Here is a 16,772-nt window from a genome sequence, read left to right on the forward strand (position 1 = left end):
AGAAAACCCGCCGTTCGGCGGGTTTTCTGACGCATCAGGCGAGAGCCGGAATGCTATTTGGCGGGGGTGGCTTTCGCCGTTGCCGGTTCCCCGTGGCGCTTGGTCATCCACCATTGCTGCAGCAGGCCCAACGCACCGTTGGTGACCCAATACAACACCAGGCCGGCCGGGAAGAAGGCCATCATCACGCCGAATACCAGCGGCATGAACTGCATCATCTTCTGCTGCATCGGGTCCATGCCGGGTGCAGGCGTCATCTTCTGCGTCAGCCACATCACCAGCATGTTGAGCGCAGGCAGGATGAAGTAAGGGTCGCGCGCGGTGAGGTCCTGGATCCAGGCGAACCAAGGTGCCTGGCGCAGCTCCACCGATTCCACCAGCACCCAGTACAGGGCCAGGAAGATCGGCATCTGCACCAGGATGGGCAAACAGCCGCCCATCGGGTTGATTTTCTCTTTCTTGTACAGCTCCATCATCGCCTGCTGGAACTTCTGGCGGTCGTCGCCGTAGCGTTCCTTCAGCTGTGCGATGCGCGGCTGGAACTTGCGCATCTTGGCCATGCTCTTGTACTGCGCCGCCGAAAGCGGATACAGCGCCAGCTTGACCAGGATCACCAGACCGATGATCGACCAGCCCCAGTTGCCGATGAAGCCGTGCAGGAAGTTGAGCACCCAGAACAAACCTTCACCGATCACCGCGAAGATCATGAACTGGCTGTAGTCCACAGCGCGGTCCAGGCCAGGCACGCCCTGCGCCTTCATTTGTTCGATCAGCTTCGGGCCCACATACAGGCGTGCCGATGTGGTCGCCTGCTGACCGGGCGCAACCGCGACACCGGGGCCGACCTCGCGGATCAGCGCACGCTTGCCGCCAGGCAACGATTGTTCGTCCAGCGAGATCACCGTGGTGTCGGCGGCCTGCGGAATCCATGCGGAGAAGAAGTGGTGCTGCAGGATGGCGATCCAGCCGCTGGCGGTGCGCTTATCGACCTTGCCGTCTTCCAGATAATCTTCATCAAACTTCCGGCGTTGATAACCGCCATCAGCGCTGTACCACGTGGCGCCGCTGAAGCTGAAGGATTCCGGATTGGTCATACCGCTCTTTACGACGGGCGGATTGCGCAACAGCTGGCGGTACACCGAACCCTGCCAGGGCGAGCTGCCGGTGTTGATCACGTCGTCGCGCACGGTCACGGTGTATTCGCCGCGCTTGAGCGTGAATGTGCGACGGATGGTGACGCCGTTGGGGCCCTGCCAGACGAACGGCACCGATATCTCCGCGGCGCCCGGCGCCAACGTGGGATTCGCGGCACCTTCTGCGGGCACGAAACCGTACTCGTGCGTAGGAGCGACGCCCGCGCTGATCCATCCGCTCTCGGCGACAAAATAGTTCGCGGGATCTTCGCTGAAGAGTTTGACCGGTGCGCTGCCTTCCGATTTGGTTTGTGGATACTTCAGCAGTTCCGCCGACAGCACTCGTCCGCCGTCCAGCGTCATCCGAAGTACATCGGTCGTTACCGTCACCGGCTTGGCGGCCTCGGGCGTGGCGCTGCTGGCCCGCGCTTCGACCTCGGCCGTTGGGGCGGGAGGCAGCAGTGCGGCGGCGCTCGGAACGGTGCTGCTGCCAGAGGTGTTGGGAACAGATACGGCGGTCGGCGCAGGCGCCGGTGCGTCAGGCGTTGCGTTGCGCTTGCCCCACTCCATCCACAACAGGGTCGCCACCATCAGCCAGGCGAAAATCAGGAATACACGGGTCTGGTTCATCAGGCAGGCAGTCTCAACCGGCTTTGGCAGCCGACGTGGGGGTGGAAGAGGAAGGGGAATGCGTGGCCGGCGGCATTGTGCCGCCCGCGGCCGGCGCGGGCAATGCGCCAGCGCGGGTAAGGACGCGCACAAAGGTGGCCCGCAGCTGCACGGGCGCCACTTGCGCCGCGGCGGTGCGCGCCACAATCACGTAATCGCCGGGGGCGAGTTGAGAGCGCAGCATCCGGAATTGTTCGCGCAGGTTGCGCTTGATGCGATTGCGCACCACGGCACGCGTACTGACCTTGCGCGATACCGCCAAGCCAAGCCGGGCCGGTGTTTCACCAGGCAGCCAATGCAGACTGAACAGAGGATCGGAAGTGCGGCGAGCTTGGTCGAACACGCGCGCGTAATCGGCACGCGCACGCACCCGCGCTTGGCGCGGGAAAGAGAGTTTCATCGCTGGGAAGAGTCCGCACCGGAGAGTGCGGGCTCCCGGCACTGGGATCGCATTGATGCCTCCGCCGCAGAACGCGGCAAAGTCATCAGGCGCAGAGGCGCTTGCGGCCCTTGGCGCGGCGGCGCGACAGGATCTTGCGACCGTCGGCGGTCTTCATACGGGCACGGAAGCCATGGTCGCGCTTGCGCTTGAGGTTGCTGGGTTGATATGTGCGCTTGGTGGCCATGGGGCCCTCGGGCGTGTGTTGTGAAGGAAGAACCGGAAATTCTATAGGTACCGGGAGCTTACGGTCAACTGTCCGTTGCTTTTGCACATGGACGGCCAACGCTCAGGCCCCGCCGGTACAGCCGTTCGCCCATTCATCCACATCTTATGCACAACATCATTCCCTGCGTCGGTTGCGGGTGGTAGTCTGGCCGACCCCATTTTCTGGTCGACCCGTGGTGCCTCCGGCAGCACGCGGTCCTTCACGACGAGATCTCAGTTGCTTCACGCGATGGACGCTTGGCCCCGCTGTCTCGAACGCCTGGAAGCCGAACTTCCGGCCGAGGATGTGCACACCTGGTTGAAACCTCTACAGGCCGAACAACGCAGTAATGCGATGGTCCTGTACGCGCCCAACGCGTTTATCGTGGAACAGGTACGCGAACGTTACTTGTCGCGGATCCGCGAGCTATTGGACTATTTCGCCGGGCATAACGACGTGTCGCTGGAGATCGGCTCTCGCAGCCGCGCACATGACGCGACAGCACTCAACAGTGCCGCGGTTATCCCGGCGTCACCGGTCGAGCCTTTCGCCGGCAACCTGGACAGCCATTACACCTTTGACAACTTCGTCGAAGGCCGCAGCAATCAGCTGGGCCGCGCTGCGGCGTGGCAGGCGGCGCAGAAGCCCGGCGATCGCGCTCACAACCCGCTGCTGCTGTATGGCAGCACGGGACTGGGCAAGACGCATCTGATGTTCGCCGCCGGCAACGAACTGCGCCGGCAGAATCCAAGCGCACGCGTGCTGTATCTGCGTTCGGAGCAATTCTTCAGCGCCATGACCAAGGCACTGATCGAGAAGTCGATGGACCAGTTCAAGCGCCGCTTCCAGCAGGTGGATGCGCTGCTGATCGACGACATCCAGTTCTTCGCCGGAAAGGACCGCACGCAGGAAGAGTTCTTCCACACCTTCAATGCGCTGTTCGACAGCCGCCAGCAGATCATCCTGACCTGCGACCGCTATCCGCGCGAAGTGGAGGGCCTGGAGCCGCGCCTGAAATCGCGCCTGGCCTGGGGTCTGTCGGTGGCGATCGATCCGCCGGACTTCGAAACGCGGGCGGCGATCGTGCTGGCGAAGGCGCAGGAACGTGGCACCGTCATTCCCGACGAAGTGGCTTTCCTGCTGGCCAAGAAGATGCGCTCGAACGTGCGCGATCTGGAGGGTGCGCTCAACACGCTGGCCGCGCGTGCGAATTTCACTGGCCGCGCCATCACCTCCGAATTCGCGCAGGAAACGCTGCGCGATCTGCTGCGTGCGCAGCAGCAGGCCATCAGCATCCCCAATATTCAAAAGACCGTGGCAGACTACTACGGTCTACAAGTCAAGGACTTGCTGTCCAAGCGACGCACGCGCTCACTGGCGCGGCCGCGACAGGTGGCGATGGCCCTGGCCAAGGAATTGACCGAACACAGCCTGCCGGAAATCGGCGACGCGTTCGCCGGTCGCGACCATACGACCGTGCTGCACGCCTGCCGCCAGATCCGCCACCTGATGGAGGCGGATGGCAAGTTGCGAGAGGACTGGGACAAGCTGATCCGCAAGCTCAGCGAGTGAAGTCCTTTCGCGCCTGCCGGCAGCATAAAGAATTCAACGGGAGGCGTAAAAGGACAATTTTGTGGGCAAGGGCCGGCCGGGCTGTGGATAAGGTGTGCGGGAAAAATCTCGCTTTTTTTATCCACAGGTTGTCACACCTACCCACAGCGCTCTGTCCACCGGGTTTCGTTAGCAAAAAATCTTTTGCTTTCAGTTGGTTAGAGTAGTTGCTAAGCGTTTTGGCTCCTACCATCACCACCAGCTTTTAAGCTTTTAATCTTCAAAATCAAAAGCAGAAGGGGCAACCACTCAATGCGTTTCAGTCTGCAGCGCGAAGTATTTCTTAAGCCGTTGGCCCAAGTGGTCAATGTGGTTGAACGCCGGCAGACGCTACCGGTATTGGCCAATTTCCTGGTGCAAGTCCAGGGTGGGCAGCTTTCCTTGACCGGTACCGATCTGGAAGTCGAGATGATCGCGCGTAGCGCTGTCGACGATGCCCAGGATGGCGAGACCACCATTCCTGCCCGCAAATTGTTCGAAATCGTTCGCGCGCTACCCGACGGCAGCAAGGTCACCGTCAGCCAGTCGGGCGACAAAGTGACCGTGCAGGCCGGCCGTAGCCGTTTCACCCTGGCCACGCTGCCCGCCAATGACTTTCCGTCAGTGGATGAAGTTGAAGCCACCGAGCGGGTCAACGTGCCGGAAGCGACGTTGAAGGAACTGATCGAGCGCACCGCATTCGCCATGGCCCAGCAGGACGTCCGGTATTACCTCAACGGGCTGCTTTTCGATCTAAGCGAGCGGACGTTGCGCTGCGTCGCGACCGATGGCCACCGTTTGGCGTTGTGTGAGGCGGAGTTGGACGGCGCACCAGTATCGAAGCGTCAGATCATTGTTCCGCGCAAAGGCGTGACCGAATTGCAGCGCCTGCTGGAAGGTGGCGAACGCGTGGTCGAACTGGAAGTCGGCCGTAGCCACATTCGCGTCAAACGTGATGACGTCACCTTTACCTCGAAGTTGATCGATGGCCGCTTCCCCGATTACGCCGCGGTGATTCCGATTGGCGCCGACCGTGAGGTGAAGCTGGACCGCGAAGTGTTGCGTGCAGCGCTCCAACGTGCGGCGATCCTGTCCAACGAGAAATATCGCGGCGTGCGGGTCGAAGTCTCGCCGGGGCAGCTGAAGATCAGCGCGCACAACCCGGAGCAGGAAGAAGCGCAGGAAGAAATCGAAGCCGACACCAAAGTGGATGGTTTGGCGATCGGCTTCAACGTGAACTATCTGCTGGATGCGTTGTCGGCATTGCGCGACGAACACATCGTGATCCAGCTGCGTGATGCGAACTCGTCCGCACTGGTACGCGAGGCTAGCAGCGAGAAGTCCCGCCATGTGGTGATGCCGTTGCGCTTGTAGTTTTCTAGATGGCCATACGGTTCCACGTGGAACGAAGCGCTTCGCCCGGTCTATGCCGGGCGAAGTCGTTTTTGGAGCTCGACTCGCGAGTACCGCAGCGGTAAGAGATAAAATTGGCTCATGATCCTTGCCTGCCTGCACCTTTCACCCCTCAAGCACATCGGCGGCGAAACTCGCCTCGCAACGAAGCCGTCGCGATGCGAGTAACTCGGCTGGTGGCCACTGGGCTGCGGAAGTTCGATGAAGTGACCCTAACGCCTGGTCCCGGGATCAACCTGATCACCGGCGACAACGGCGCGGGTAAGACCAGCCTGCTGGAGGCTTTGCATCTGATGGCGTACGGCCGCAGCTTTCGTGGAAGGGTTCGAGATGGTTTGGTTCGAACCGGCGCGGATGCCGTCGAGGTTTTTGTGGAGTGGCAGGAACAGGCTTCTCCGCGTCCACGTAAGGCCGGCCTGCGCCACACCGGGCAGAATTGGCAAGGGAGATTGGACGGCGAGCCTGTAACCCAGCTGGGGGAGCTCTGCGCCGCTCTAGCGGTAGTCAGTTTCGAGCCGGGGAGTCACGCCCTTATTACCGGAAGCGGTGAACCAAGGCGCCGATACCTGGATTGGGGTCTGTTCCACGTGGAACAAGACTTCCTCGCCCTTTGGCGCCGCTACGCCCGCGCCCTGAAACAGCGAAACGCGCTACTGAAGACCGGTGCCGGTGGCGCGCAGCTGGATGTCTGGGACCATGAGTTGGCAACAGCGGGTGAACCGTTGACCCAGAGACGACTGCAGTACCTGGAGCAGCTGCAACCTGCCCTTCAGCGGGTCGCAACGGAGCTGGTGCCTTCGCTGGGTGTGGCGTCTTTGGATTTTCAACCAGGGTGGCGCCGGCATGAACTGCCGTTGGCCGATGCCCTGCTGCTGGCACGTGACCGCGACCGGTCGGCAGGTTACACCTCGGTCGGTCCGCACCGGGCGGATTGGCGCGTGGAGTACACCGCCAATCCCCACCGGGAAACGCTTTCGCGAGGACAAGCCAAGCTGACTGCATTGTCCTGCCTGCTCGCGCAGGCCGAAGATTACGCGGCACGGCGCGGCGAGTGGCCGGTGATTGCGCTGGACGATCTGGCGTCAGAGTTGGATCGGAACCACCAACAGCGGGTACTAACGCGGTTGCGGCAAAGCGGAGCGCAGGTTTTCGTGACGGGGACAGAAATGCCGACCGCATTCCAAGACCTTGAGCTCGACATGGTCTTGTTTCACGTGGAACACGGTCAGCTACGCCAACAACCGCGGGTGACCGTGCCAGCCGAGGTTAAATCGGGCGAATAGGCGTAAGTGCTATAATTTCCGCTTCGAACCCAATAGCTAATGTATTGCCAGCAGGGCTCTCCCGCAGGCGGTAATGGAGCTATGCAGCCGACCTGAAGCGAATGACCGACGAAACGATTTCTGTACCGAACGGCAACTACGATTCCAGCAAAATCACCGTCCTGCGCGGCCTTGAAGCGGTACGCAAGCGTCCCGGCATGTACATCGGCGACGTACACGATGGCACCGGTCTGCACCACATGGTCTTCGAAGTGGTCGACAACGCAATCGACGAAGCGCTAGCGGGTCATGCCGACGACGTCATTGTCAGAATCCACGAAGACGGTTCGGTCGGGGTATACGACAACGGCCGCGGCATTCCGGTCGATATCCACAAGGAAGAAGGCATCTCGGCGGCCGAAGTCATCATGACCGTGCTGCATGCCGGCGGTAAGTTCGACGACAACAGCTACAAGGTTTCCGGCGGCCTGCATGGCGTGGGCGTATCGGTAGTCAACGCGCTGTCCGAGCACCTGTGGCTGGAGATATGGCGCGACGGATATCACTACAAGCAGGAATACGCGCTCGGCGAGCCGCTGTATCCGCTGAAGCAGCTGGAACCGTCCGACAAGCGCGGCACGCTGCTGCGCTTCAAGCCCGCCGCGGAAATCTTCACCGATGTCGAATTCCACTACGACATCCTCGCCAAGCGCCTGCGCGAACTGTCGTTCCTCAACTCCGGCGTCAAGATCACCCTGATCGACGAGCGCGGTGAAGGCCGTCAGGACCTGTTCCAGTACGAAGGCGGCATCCGCAGTTTCGTCGAGCATCTGGCCCAGCTGAAGACGCCGCTGCACCCCAACGTGATCTCGGTGACAGGCGAACAGAACGGCATCACCGTCGACGTCGCGCTGCAATGGACCGACGCGTACCAGGAAACGATGTTCTGTTTCACCAACAACATTCCGCAGAAGGATGGCGGCACCCACTTGATCGGGTTCCGCGCCGCGCTGACTCGTACGCTGACCAACTACATCGAGCAGAACGGCATCGCCAAGCAGGCGAAGATCACGCTGTCGGGCGACGATATGCGCGAAGGCATGATCGCGGTTCTTTCGGTCAAGGTGCCGGATCCCAGCTTCTCCTCGCAAACGAAGGAAAAGCTGGTCAGTTCGGAGGTCAGGCCGGTAGTTGAGAGCACGTTCGGTGCACGTTTGGAGGAGTTCCTGCAGGAAAACCCTGCCGAGGCCCGCTCCATCGCAGGTAAGATCGTCGACGCGGCCCGTGCCCGCGAAGCCGCCCGCAAGGCCCGCGACCTGACCCGTCGCAAAGGCGCCCTGGATATCGCGGGCCTGCCAGGCAAGCTCGCCGACTGCCAGGAGAAGGACCCGGCGTTGTCCGAACTGTTCATCGTCGAGGGCGACTCGGCCGGCGGCTCGGCCAAGCAGGGCCGCAACCGCAAGAACCAGGCGGTGCTGCCGCTGCGCGGCAAGATCCTCAACGTGGAACGCGCGCGCTTCGATCGCATGCTCGCTTCGGCCGAAGTCGGTACCTTGATCACCGCGCTGGGCACCGGCATCGGCAAGGACGAATACAACCCCGACAAGCTGCGCTACCACCGCATCATCATCATGACCGACGCCGACGTCGACGGCTCTCATATCCGCACGCTATTGCTGACGTTCTTCTATCGGCAGATGCCGGAACTGATCGAACGCGGCCACATCTACATCGGCCTGCCTCCGCTGTACAAGCTCAAGCAGGGCAAGCAAGAGCTGTATTTGAAAGACGACGCCGCACTCAACGCGTACTTGGCCAACAGTGCCGTCGAAGGTGCTTCGTTGATTCCCGCCAATGGCGAACCGCCAATCTCCGGCGAAGCGTTGGAAAGCCTGCTGTTGGCGTTCGCTGGTGCGCGTGATGCGATCGCACGCAATGCGCATCGCTACGATTCGATTCTGTTGGAGTCGCTGATCGACTTCACGCCGCTGGATGCCGCGCATCTGGAGCGCAATATCGATGAGCGGCACGAGCTCGATGCATTGGAAGCCAAGCTCAATCGCGGCAATCTTGGCAGTGCGCGTTACTCGCTGCAGCTCCAAGCGGCCAACGATCAGCGTCCCGCTGCTTTGCTGGCGACCCGACGCCACATGGGCGAGGAACTGACGCAGGTGTTGTCGTTGTCAGCCTTCGAAACCGGAGAGCTGCGTCCGCTGCGCGATGCGGCGGCGGTGCTGCACGGCTTGATTCGCGAAGGCGCCACCATCCTGCGCGGCAACAAGACCCAGCCGGTGAACAGCTTCGCTGAAGCACAAGCCTGGTTGCTGGAAGAAGCGAAGAAAGGCCGCAGTATCCAGCGCTTCAAAGGCTTGGGCGAAATGAATCCCGAGCAGTTGTGGGATACCACAGTGAATCCGGACACGCGCCGTTTGCTGCAGGTACGCATCGAGGACGCCGTCTCGGCGGATCAGATATTCAGCACGTTGATGGGCGACGTGGTGGAGCCGCGGCGCGACTTCATCGAAGCGAATGCGTTGAAGGTTTCAAACCTGGACGTCTGATACGGGCGCTGCAATGAGCGATCTAGAAGCGCCCCCGGGCTCGCTTTCCACGCCGTACGCTGCAAAAAAAGCACCATCGTCGCGTGCTCCTGCATCGGCTGCGGGAGTTGCCCGGTCGCTACTGCATTTTTTTGCCGACTGGCTCGTGGCGATGTTCGCCATGTTGGCGATGCTGGTGTCGACCGGATTCATTTGGGCGATATGGCGCGGCATCCAGATCGGTGTGCGGGACGGCGTTTCCGACATGGATGCTTCCGCGCTGGTGCAAGCAGTCGGCAAACCCAGCGCCGTCGCCACGATTGTCATGGTGCTGATCAGTACGGGCGGCGCAGCGTTGCTGCTCTACTTCTGGCGCCGCCGCGCCACGGCTGCCGAACGCGCATATTCCAGACAGGCCGCCCTGAGCAAATCGACCTGGGTCAAGGCGGCGTTGGTCGGGACAGGCGTTTTCCTCATCAGCACGCTCCTCACGCGTCTCGCCCAGTCGTTCGGTATCGCCCCCAATCCCAGCAACCTGGGGTTGATCAAAGACGTATTCGCTACTCACCCCGTTTTTCTGAGTCTATTCGCGGTAGTTCTGGCGCCCGCCTACGAGGAACTGCTGTTTCGACGTGTCCTGTTCGGGCGCCTCTGGGCAGCGGGCTGGCCCTGGCTGGGCGCGGTGCTCAGCAGTCTGGCGTTCGCTTTGGCCCATGAGCTGCCTGGCGCCAATGGCAACGCGCCACTGGCTACACTGCTGTTGTGGGTGATCTATGCCGGCATGGGCATGGCTTTCGCCTGGCTTTATCGGCGAACCGGAACCCTGTGGGCGCCCGTTGGCGCTCATATGCTGAACAATGCGCTAGCGCTGAGCCTGTTCGGGCTCGTAGGCAGCTGAAAAGCCGCGCGATTGACGAAAGTTTAAGCAGACGTTGCACACACTCATCACATCCGTACCGTAAAAGGGGGCCTATGAAACGCTGGATGCTCGCCGTGGCTATCGCCACCGCTCTGACCGCTTGCGCGACCACGACGTCGTCGACCGGGCGCAAGCAATACGTCGGCGGCGTATCGCAGCAGCAATTGGACCAGCTGGGCGCGCAAGCGTTCGCCGAAGCGAAAGCCAAGGGCCCGATCAGCAAGGACACCAAACAGAACGCCTACGTTCGCTGCGTAGTAAATGCCCTGGTCCGGCAACTGCCGGCCGAGCAACAACGCGTCGCTTGGGAAACTGCCGTATTCGCGGAACAGGATCCCAATGCTTTTGCATTGCCGGGCGGCAAAGTAGGCGTCAACGCCGGTATTTTTACGGTCGCCAAGAATCAGGACCAGTTGGCCGCCGTGCTGGCTCACGAAATTGGACACGTGGTCGAACATCACCACGATGAGCGCATCACACGCCAACAAGGCACATCGACATTGCTGGGCATCGGCAGCGCGATCCTGGGTTCCGCTTACGGGCAAGGCGCCGCGAATGCGACCTCCCAGCTCGGCGGTTTCGCGGCGCAAGGCCTGATCCTGCTGCCCAACACTCGGGTGCAGGAAAGCGAAGCGGACGTCGTCGGGCAGCGCCTGATGGCGCGCGCGGGCTTCGATCCGCGCCAAGCCGTGAATTTATGGGAAAACATGATCGCCGCGAGCGGTGGCAGCCGCCCGCCGCAATGGTTGTCCACCCACCCTGATCCCACCAACCGTATCCGTGAATTGCAGCGCGATATTCCCGCGCTTCTACCGGTCTACGAGTCGGCGCGAAAAGGGGGGAACAGCCCTAGATGCAGTTGATGTACGGTACCAATTTGCTGCAAAGCAGCATGCAAACTTGTATCCGATCCGCACCGGATTCTGTTAGTTTTGCCGGCCCCGCGACACCGGCCGGGTTTGGACCGCCATCCCCTGCGGTGGCCTCAAGAGGTAAACCATGAAGCTTCCCAACTCGAAATTTCTGGGCTTGGCCCTGCTCGCCGCCTTCGGTGGCGGCATCGCTGCCGACGCGGTCGCCTTCGATGCGCGCTCTGCCGACCGTAGCTCTTCCCGCAAGGGCGCCAAGGCGGAAGTCCGTTACCCGGACGCCACGCGCGAAGAGCCGAAGACCAAGGCGTCTTCGAAGATGCAAGGCAAAATAAGCAAGCTCTACAAAGCCTACGAAAAAGAAGACAACGACGCCGAGGTGCTGACGCTGGCCAAGGAAATCGCGGCCGACGCCAACGCCAACGAATACGACAAAGCGATCGCCGCGCAACTGGGCGCGCAAGCCGCCTATGCCCTGGACGACAGCGCTACCGCCAAGCAGTTGCTGCAACAAGTGGTCGAGCTCAACAGCCTGGACAACAACAACTATTTCCAGTCGATGCTGATGCTGGCGCAGCTGCAGTTGCAGGACGAACAGTACCCTGAAGGCATGGCCATGCTGGATCGTTATCTGGCCGAAACCAAATCCAACAAGCCGGAAGACCTCATCCAGAAGGGACAGGCGCTGTACCAGATGGAACGCTATGCTGACGCCATACCGGTGCTGAAGCAGGCCATCGCCGCGACGACCGAGCCCAAGGACAGCTGGTACAGCCTGCTGTTGGCATCTTATGTCGAGGCCGGCCAGCCGGCCGAGGCGATCAAGATCGCTGAGCAACTGGCGGCCAAGAGTCCGGATGACAAGAAGGCGCAGTTGAACCTGGTCGCGACCTATCAGCAGGCAGACCAATTCGACAAAGCCGCCGCCGTGCTGGAAAAGATGCGCCAAGCCGGCCAGCTGACCGACGAAAAGGAATATCGCCAGCTTTACGTCACCTACGCCAACATGGACGGCAAAGAGAAAGAGGTGATTTCGGTAGTCAACGAAGGACTGCAGAAAGGTATTCTGAAGCCGGACTACCAGACGCAACTGGCGTTGGCGCAGGCTTACTACTATTCCGAGCAGGTCGGTCCCGCGATCGAGGCTTGGCAAAAAGCTGCGCCATTGGCGCCGAACGGCGAGACCTACTTGAACCTGGCCCGCGTGCTTTGGCAGGAGGATCGCGTTGCGGAAGCCAAGCAAGCGGCGAAAGCGGCACTGGACAAAGGACTGAAAAAGCCTGAGGACGCGCGCAAGATTATCGCGCTGCCTTAGTCCTGATGAATGACACCGTAGGCCAGAAAAGCGACAGAAACGATGGTGCTACAGTGTCGGATTGGTATAAGCTGGGTATTCCGCTGACGAAAAGGTTAGCGGTACCTAAAACAACGCGGCGCGCAAGCGCCCGGACCCAACATTGAGTTAATTGGCGCATGGCTGAACAACTGGTCATCAATAGGTATCGGGAAGAGGAAGAGGACAACAGCCTCAACTGGCCCCGTATCATCGGTATCGCCTTCGTGATCGCGTTGCACGCGGCCGCGCTGCTGATGCTGTTGATCCCGGCGGTTGCTCCGCCGGCCGAAAAGAAACAGGAAACCCGTACTTCGGTGGTCATCGTCGATGCACCGCCACCGCCGCCGCCACCGCCGCCGCCGCCGCCGAAGCAGGACACTCCGCCGCCGCCGGTCAAGAACCTGGCGCCGCCGAAAACCACGCCGCTGCCGCCGCCGCCTGAAGCACCGCCGATCGAAGTGGCCGAGCCGCGTCCGACCGACGTCTACCAGCCCCCGGCGCCTCCGGCTCCTCCGGCTCCAGTCGCGGACATTGGCGCGAGCGTCGATATCTCGTCGAAGAACATGAACCCGCCGAAATACCCGCCGGCTGCGGCCCGCGCCGGTATCGAAGGCACGGTCATTCTGATCATCGATGTGGATGCCAACGGCAACGTCACCAACGTATCCGTTGAGAAGTCCAGCCGTAACCGCGATCTGGACCGTGCAGCGATGGATGCCGCGCGCAAATGGCGCTTCAATCCATCCGTCGTTAACGGCCAGAAGGCAGCCGGTCGCGTCCGCGTACCGGTGGACTTCAGCATGGGCGGTTAATCTCACACACCGCACTTGCATCACCCTTTCGTAAACCGCAACACTCTCAATCAACACTTATATAAAGGTAAGCGTCATGCTGCAGGAAACCATCATCGCCGCCGCAGCGGGGGGCAACAACGCCGCGAGTGCCCTCACGCAGATGGGCTTCGAACACTTGATCCACGAAATGACCAGCAAGCCTGGTGAATTCGCTGTTTCTTGGGTTGTGTTGCTCACCCTCGTGATCATGTCGGCACTGTCCTGGTACTGGACCGTCATCAACGCTCTGAAGAACACCCGTCTGAAGAGCCAGGCAGACCGCGTCACCAGCACCTTCTGGGACACGCCGAACGCACAGGACGCTATCCGTTTGATGGAAGAACAGCCGCGTAACGAGCCGTTCTCCAAGATCGCACTCGATGCCGCCCAGGCCGCTGCGCACCACCAGCGTTCTGAAGGCGCTGCCGCTACCGGCGTCGGTGAAACGCTGAGCCGTTCCGAATTCGTTGATCGCGCGCTGCGTCAGGCCGTGACTCGCGAAAGCTCGAAGCTGCAGAGCGGCATGACCCTGCTGGCTACCGTCGGTGCAACCGCGCCGTTCGTAGGTCTGCTGGGTACGGTGTGGGGCATCTACGGCGCCCTGATCCGCATCGGTGCGACCGGCCAGGCGTCGATCGACGCGGTTGCCGGCCCGGTGGGTGAAGCGCTGATCATGACCGCCATCGGTCTGTTCGTCGCCATCCCGGCGGTGTTCGCCTACAACTTCTTCAGCAAGATCAACAGCTCGACGATCGCCAAGTTCGATACGTTCGCGCACGACCTGCATGACTTCTTCGCCACCGGCTCGCGCGTTCGCTGAGCCGGTAGTACCCAAGTAGTCATCGACAAGCATTGACGGAGCCCGCAAATGGCTTTCAGTAGTGGTAATAGCGGCGGCCCGATGGCCGAGATCAACGTCACGCCCCTCGTGGACGTGATGTTGGTGCTTCTGATCATCTTCATCATCACCGCGCCGCTGATGTCGCATAAGGTCAAGATCGAACTGCCCGAGGCCAATCTCGTGCAGGAAAAGGATCAGGAAGCGCCACCGGTTCCGCCGATCACCATCTCGGTGAAGGAGGACGGCTCGCTGTTCTGGAACGACGAGGCGATCAGCAAGGAAATCCTGGAATCGCGTCTGTCCAGTACCGCCCAGCTGCAGCCGCAGCCCAAGCTGAATCTGCGTGGCGACAAAACCACGAAGATGCGCACGATCTCTGAAGTCACCAAGATCGCGCAGGCGCAGGGCATGCTGGATATCGGCTACGTCGCCACCAAAGAGAAGGGTCAGTAAGCCATGGCATTCAGTACGGGTGGAAGCAAAGGCCCCATGGCCGACATCAACGTCACGCCGCTGGTGGACGTGATGCTGGTGCTACTGATCATCTTCATCGTGACCGCGCCGATCATGACGTATCCGATCGACGTGGCGCTGCCGCAGCGGGTCATCAACCCGCCGCCGCAGCTGCGCGAGCCGCCGCCGCCGATCGACCTGCGGATCGACGCAAGTGGTTCCGTTTACTGGAACAACTCGCCGATCAGCCCGCGCGACCTGCAAGCCCGGATGACAGAAGAAGTGCAGCGCGATCCTACCAATCAGCCGGAACTGCGCATTGATGCCAACCAGGACGCACAGTACGACGTAATGGCGAAGGTTTTGGCTGCCGCCAAGAACGCGCAGATGCAGAAGATCGGATTCGTGCAGCCGTAAGCGCGACGTCCAGCGACACCTGAAACGCCGCCCACTGGGCGGCGTTTTTTATGCGATTGCTGCGGCGGTGTGGAAGGACGTCCCATGCCAGGACATCTCTCGCGTGGGAGGTGCAGGGGACAGCCAAAGCGTTTTTGACACGGATCAACGCGGAAAGGCGCGGATCAAGCCGCTAAGCGTTCTTATCCGTGTGCATCTGCGTCAATCCGTGTCCAAGAAACTTTAGCCTGCCCGTCGCCATTAACTGGTCCCGGCCGACGCGCTGGCTCTCTTGCCAGCTCGTAGAATCCAGCGTAGCGTCGGGATTGCCAACCACATTCAGGAGTCCGCTATGGCTTTCTCCGATTCGGCAGTTTCCTCTCGCGGTTCCGCATTGGCGGAGATCAACATCACTCCGCTTGTCGATGTCATGCTGGTGCTGCTAGTGATTTTCATGGTGACCGCACCCATGTTGACGCGCTCGATCAATCTTTCGCTGCCGCAGCCAACGCCGGAGACAGTTATTACCAAGCCACTGCAACTGCGCTTGGAGGTCGCGGCGGACGGTACCTATCGGCTGGATGATCGCCCGTTGAGCCTTGCGGATCTTCGCCAACGTCTGGAAGAGGCCAGTGTCTCCGATCCAAGCGCAGTGCTCTCTGTCGAAACCGCGTCCGATGCCGACTACCAGCCGGTGGTGGCTGCATTGGCGGCAGCCCGCAATGGCGGCCTGACCAACATCAGCATCCGGTAGCTTCGGTCACACTACTCTGGGAACGTTGGCCGGCAGCGCCTCAGCGCACGGACTCGAGTATTGCCAGGTAGTTCTGTACCGTGTGCTGCAGGCCGGCGTACAGCGCCTCGCTGATCAGAGCATGGCCGATCGATACTTCCAGTACCTGAGGCACCGCCTCCAGGAACTCTTCCAGATTCGTCTGGCTCAGGTCATGGCCGGCGTTAACACCGAGGCCTAACGCTCTAGCTTCGACAGCGGTCCGCGCGCAACGGTGCAGTTCGGCATCCGCATCGCCGTTGGCCAGTGCTTCGGCAAAGGGGCCTGTGTAAATCTCGACCCGATCCGCACCGATCTCGGCGGCGCGTTCCAGTTGCGGACAACCGGCATCGACGAACAGGCTCACCCTGCAACCCAGAGATTTCAGTTCAGCGATCAACGGCCGCAACCGCTCCGCATCCTGAGTAAAATCAAAGCCGTGATCGGAGGTGATCTGACCATCGCTGTCCGGTACCAGCGTCGCCTGGGCCGGACGCGCCTGCTCGCACAACGTCAGGAAACCGGGATAACCCTCGCGTGGCGGCGCAAAAGGATTGCCCTCCAGATTCAGTTCCACCCGGTTTTCGCGGGTCAGCTCCGCCAGCGCAAAGACATCATCGGCGCGGATATGACGCTGGTCCGGCCGCGGGTGCACGGTGATTCCGTGGGCGCCGGCGTACAGGCAGGTGCGTGCCGCGCGTACGACGTCGGGTTCGCTGCCGCCGCGCGAATTGCGCAGCACGGCTATCTTGTTGACGTTGACGCTGAGCGCGGTCATGGCACTGCCTTGGCGATCAAGCCGCAGGCGGTTCCATCGAGGAGCGATTAGCGTCCGCCTTGCGCGCTTCCGCCAGCTGGCGTAGCCGGCGCAGTTCTGTGGGATCGATCATCTGCGATTCGTCTCGGCTGGTGTCGCCAACGCGGGCTGCGTACCAGCCAACGATCCAGGCCAGGAACAAGCCCAGCGATGCCAGCAGGCAAACGACCAGCAGGGCCAACGACGAGGTCCGCAGCGCGACGCCCAGCGAGCCAATGGCAAGCAGCAGGTAGAGCCAATGCATGATCCGCCCCCGTGGTGAATGGCGGAAGTTTACCCCGT

At 61.3% G+C, this 16,772-nt stretch carries 17 protein-coding genes; 12 read left to right on the forward strand and 5 right to left on the reverse strand.

Annotation, left to right across the window (positions count from 1 at the left end; all coding sequences use genetic code 11):
- Positions 1 to 53: 53 nt before the first annotated feature.
- From yidC to rpmH, 3 genes are all read right to left on the reverse strand, one after another.
- Positions 54 to 1,763 (reverse strand): membrane protein insertase YidC, encoded by a 1,710-nt coding sequence (yidC, locus tag AB6O04_RS06230; protein ID WP_368562970.1) that lies wholly within the window; start codon positions 1,761 to 1,763, stop codon positions 54 to 56.
- Between the two features lie 13 nt (positions 1,764 to 1,776).
- Positions 1,777 to 2,202 (reverse strand): ribonuclease P protein component, encoded by a 426-nt coding sequence (gene rnpA, locus AB6O04_RS06235; RefSeq protein WP_368562971.1) that lies wholly within the window; start codon positions 2,200 to 2,202, stop codon positions 1,777 to 1,779.
- Positions 2,203 to 2,287: 85 nt separating this feature from the next.
- Positions 2,288 to 2,428, reverse strand: coding sequence for a 50S ribosomal protein L34 (rpmH, locus tag AB6O04_RS06240; RefSeq protein WP_337343761.1), 141 nt, complete (start codon positions 2,426 to 2,428; stop codon positions 2,288 to 2,290).
- A 270-nt stretch (positions 2,429 to 2,698) separates the two neighbouring features.
- Here rpmH and dnaA point away from each other — a divergent pair, with 270 nt between their 5' ends.
- From dnaA to AB6O04_RS06300, 12 genes are all read left to right on the forward strand, one after another.
- A complete protein-coding gene (dnaA, locus tag AB6O04_RS06245; RefSeq protein ID WP_368562972.1) occupies positions 2,699 to 4,021 on the forward strand; it encodes a chromosomal replication initiator protein DnaA in 1,323 nt (440 codons plus the stop codon).
- Between the two features lie 291 nt (positions 4,022 to 4,312).
- A complete protein-coding gene (dnaN, locus tag AB6O04_RS06250; RefSeq protein ID WP_368562973.1) occupies positions 4,313 to 5,413 on the forward strand; it encodes a DNA polymerase III subunit beta in 1,101 nt (366 codons plus the stop codon).
- A 197-nt stretch (positions 5,414 to 5,610) separates the two neighbouring features.
- Complete coding sequence (gene recF, locus AB6O04_RS06255) at positions 5,611 to 6,735, forward strand: DNA replication/repair protein RecF (protein ID WP_368562974.1); 1,125 nt, start codon at positions 5,611 to 5,613, stop codon at positions 6,733 to 6,735.
- A gap of 101 nt (positions 6,736 to 6,836) precedes the next feature.
- Positions 6,837 to 9,275 (forward strand): DNA topoisomerase (ATP-hydrolyzing) subunit B, encoded by a 2,439-nt coding sequence (gene gyrB / locus AB6O04_RS06260; protein WP_368562975.1) that lies wholly within the window; start codon positions 6,837 to 6,839, stop codon positions 9,273 to 9,275.
- 13 nt (positions 9,276 to 9,288) lie between these two features.
- On the forward strand, positions 9,289 to 10,152 hold the full coding sequence (locus AB6O04_RS06265) for a lysostaphin resistance A-like protein (protein ID WP_368562976.1): 864 nt from the start codon (positions 9,289 to 9,291) through the stop codon (positions 10,150 to 10,152).
- Between the two features lie 74 nt (positions 10,153 to 10,226).
- Entirely contained in the window at positions 10,227 to 11,036 is an 810-nt protein-coding gene (locus tag AB6O04_RS06270) for a M48 family metallopeptidase (RefSeq protein ID WP_368562977.1), read from the forward strand.
- A 136-nt stretch (positions 11,037 to 11,172) separates the two neighbouring features.
- On the forward strand, positions 11,173 to 12,357 hold the full coding sequence (locus AB6O04_RS06275; protein ID WP_368562978.1) for a tetratricopeptide repeat protein: 1,185 nt from the start codon (positions 11,173 to 11,175) through the stop codon (positions 12,355 to 12,357).
- A 158-nt stretch (positions 12,358 to 12,515) separates the two neighbouring features.
- Positions 12,516 to 13,190 (forward strand): energy transducer TonB, encoded by a 675-nt coding sequence (locus AB6O04_RS06280; RefSeq protein WP_368562979.1) that lies wholly within the window; start codon positions 12,516 to 12,518, stop codon positions 13,188 to 13,190.
- 76 nt (positions 13,191 to 13,266) lie between these two features.
- Complete coding sequence (gene exbB, locus AB6O04_RS06285) at positions 13,267 to 14,031, forward strand: TonB-system energizer ExbB (protein ID WP_368562980.1); 765 nt, start codon at positions 13,267 to 13,269, stop codon at positions 14,029 to 14,031.
- Positions 14,032 to 14,079: 48 nt separating this feature from the next.
- Positions 14,080 to 14,505, forward strand: coding sequence for an ExbD/TolR family protein (locus AB6O04_RS06290; RefSeq protein WP_368562981.1), 426 nt, complete (start codon positions 14,080 to 14,082; stop codon positions 14,503 to 14,505).
- A 3-nt stretch (positions 14,506 to 14,508) separates the two neighbouring features.
- Positions 14,509 to 14,922 (forward strand): ExbD/TolR family protein, encoded by a 414-nt coding sequence (locus AB6O04_RS06295; RefSeq protein ID WP_368562982.1) that lies wholly within the window; start codon positions 14,509 to 14,511, stop codon positions 14,920 to 14,922.
- Between the two features lie 331 nt (positions 14,923 to 15,253).
- Positions 15,254 to 15,655: an ExbD/TolR family protein gene (locus AB6O04_RS06300; protein WP_368562983.1), complete on the forward strand. Its 402-nt coding sequence runs from the start codon at positions 15,254 to 15,256 to the stop codon at positions 15,653 to 15,655.
- 40 nt (positions 15,656 to 15,695) lie between these two features.
- On the opposite strand, the gene AB6O04_RS06305 is transcribed toward AB6O04_RS06300, so the two are convergent.
- Together AB6O04_RS06305 and AB6O04_RS06310 are read right to left on the reverse strand one after the other, a co-directional pair.
- Complete coding sequence (locus AB6O04_RS06305) at positions 15,696 to 16,451, reverse strand: pyridoxine 5'-phosphate synthase (protein WP_368562984.1); 756 nt, start codon at positions 16,449 to 16,451, stop codon at positions 15,696 to 15,698.
- A 16-nt stretch (positions 16,452 to 16,467) separates the two neighbouring features.
- Entirely contained in the window at positions 16,468 to 16,734 is a 267-nt protein-coding gene (locus AB6O04_RS06310; protein WP_368562985.1) for a hypothetical protein, read from the reverse strand.
- Positions 16,735 to 16,772: the final 38 nt, after the last annotated feature.

This window comes from Pseudoxanthomonas sp. UTMC 1351 (assembly GCF_040948865.1).
Lineage (GTDB): Bacteria > Pseudomonadota > Gammaproteobacteria > Xanthomonadales > Xanthomonadaceae > Pseudoxanthomonas_A.

What these genes read in the sequence shown, in the direction of transcription:
- yidC (WP_368562970.1), bottom strand. Translation starts at nt 1,763, where the DNA reads ATGAACCAGACCCGTGTATTCCTGATTTTCGCCTGGCTGATGGTGGCG.
- rnpA (WP_368562971.1), bottom strand. Translation starts at nt 2,202, where the DNA reads ATGAAACTCTCTTTCCCGCGCCAAGCGCGGGTGCGTGCGCGTGCCGAT.
- rpmH (WP_337343761.1), bottom strand. Translation starts at nt 2,428, where the DNA reads ATGGCCACCAAGCGCACATATCAACCCAGCAACCTCAAGCGCAAGCGC.
- dnaA (WP_368562972.1), top strand. Translation starts at nt 2,699, where the DNA reads ATGGACGCTTGGCCCCGCTGTCTCGAACGCCTGGAAGCCGAACTTCCG.
- dnaN (WP_368562973.1), top strand. Translation starts at nt 4,313, where the DNA reads ATGCGTTTCAGTCTGCAGCGCGAAGTATTTCTTAAGCCGTTGGCCCAA.
- recF (WP_368562974.1), top strand. Translation starts at nt 5,611, where the DNA reads ATGCGAGTAACTCGGCTGGTGGCCACTGGGCTGCGGAAGTTCGATGAA.
- gyrB (WP_368562975.1), top strand. Translation starts at nt 6,837, where the DNA reads ATGACCGACGAAACGATTTCTGTACCGAACGGCAACTACGATTCCAGC.
- AB6O04_RS06265 (WP_368562976.1), top strand. Translation starts at nt 9,289, where the DNA reads ATGAGCGATCTAGAAGCGCCCCCGGGCTCGCTTTCCACGCCGTACGCT.
- AB6O04_RS06270 (WP_368562977.1), top strand. Translation starts at nt 10,227, where the DNA reads ATGAAACGCTGGATGCTCGCCGTGGCTATCGCCACCGCTCTGACCGCT.
- AB6O04_RS06275 (WP_368562978.1), top strand. Translation starts at nt 11,173, where the DNA reads ATGAAGCTTCCCAACTCGAAATTTCTGGGCTTGGCCCTGCTCGCCGCC.
- AB6O04_RS06280 (WP_368562979.1), top strand. Translation starts at nt 12,516, where the DNA reads ATGGCTGAACAACTGGTCATCAATAGGTATCGGGAAGAGGAAGAGGAC.
- exbB (WP_368562980.1), top strand. Translation starts at nt 13,267, where the DNA reads ATGCTGCAGGAAACCATCATCGCCGCCGCAGCGGGGGGCAACAACGCC.
- AB6O04_RS06290 (WP_368562981.1), top strand. Translation starts at nt 14,080, where the DNA reads ATGGCTTTCAGTAGTGGTAATAGCGGCGGCCCGATGGCCGAGATCAAC.
- AB6O04_RS06295 (WP_368562982.1), top strand. Translation starts at nt 14,509, where the DNA reads ATGGCATTCAGTACGGGTGGAAGCAAAGGCCCCATGGCCGACATCAAC.
- AB6O04_RS06300 (WP_368562983.1), top strand. Translation starts at nt 15,254, where the DNA reads ATGGCTTTCTCCGATTCGGCAGTTTCCTCTCGCGGTTCCGCATTGGCG.
- AB6O04_RS06305 (WP_368562984.1), bottom strand. Translation starts at nt 16,451, where the DNA reads ATGACCGCGCTCAGCGTCAACGTCAACAAGATAGCCGTGCTGCGCAAT.
- AB6O04_RS06310 (WP_368562985.1), bottom strand. Translation starts at nt 16,734, where the DNA reads ATGCATTGGCTCTACCTGCTGCTTGCCATTGGCTCGCTGGGCGTCGCG.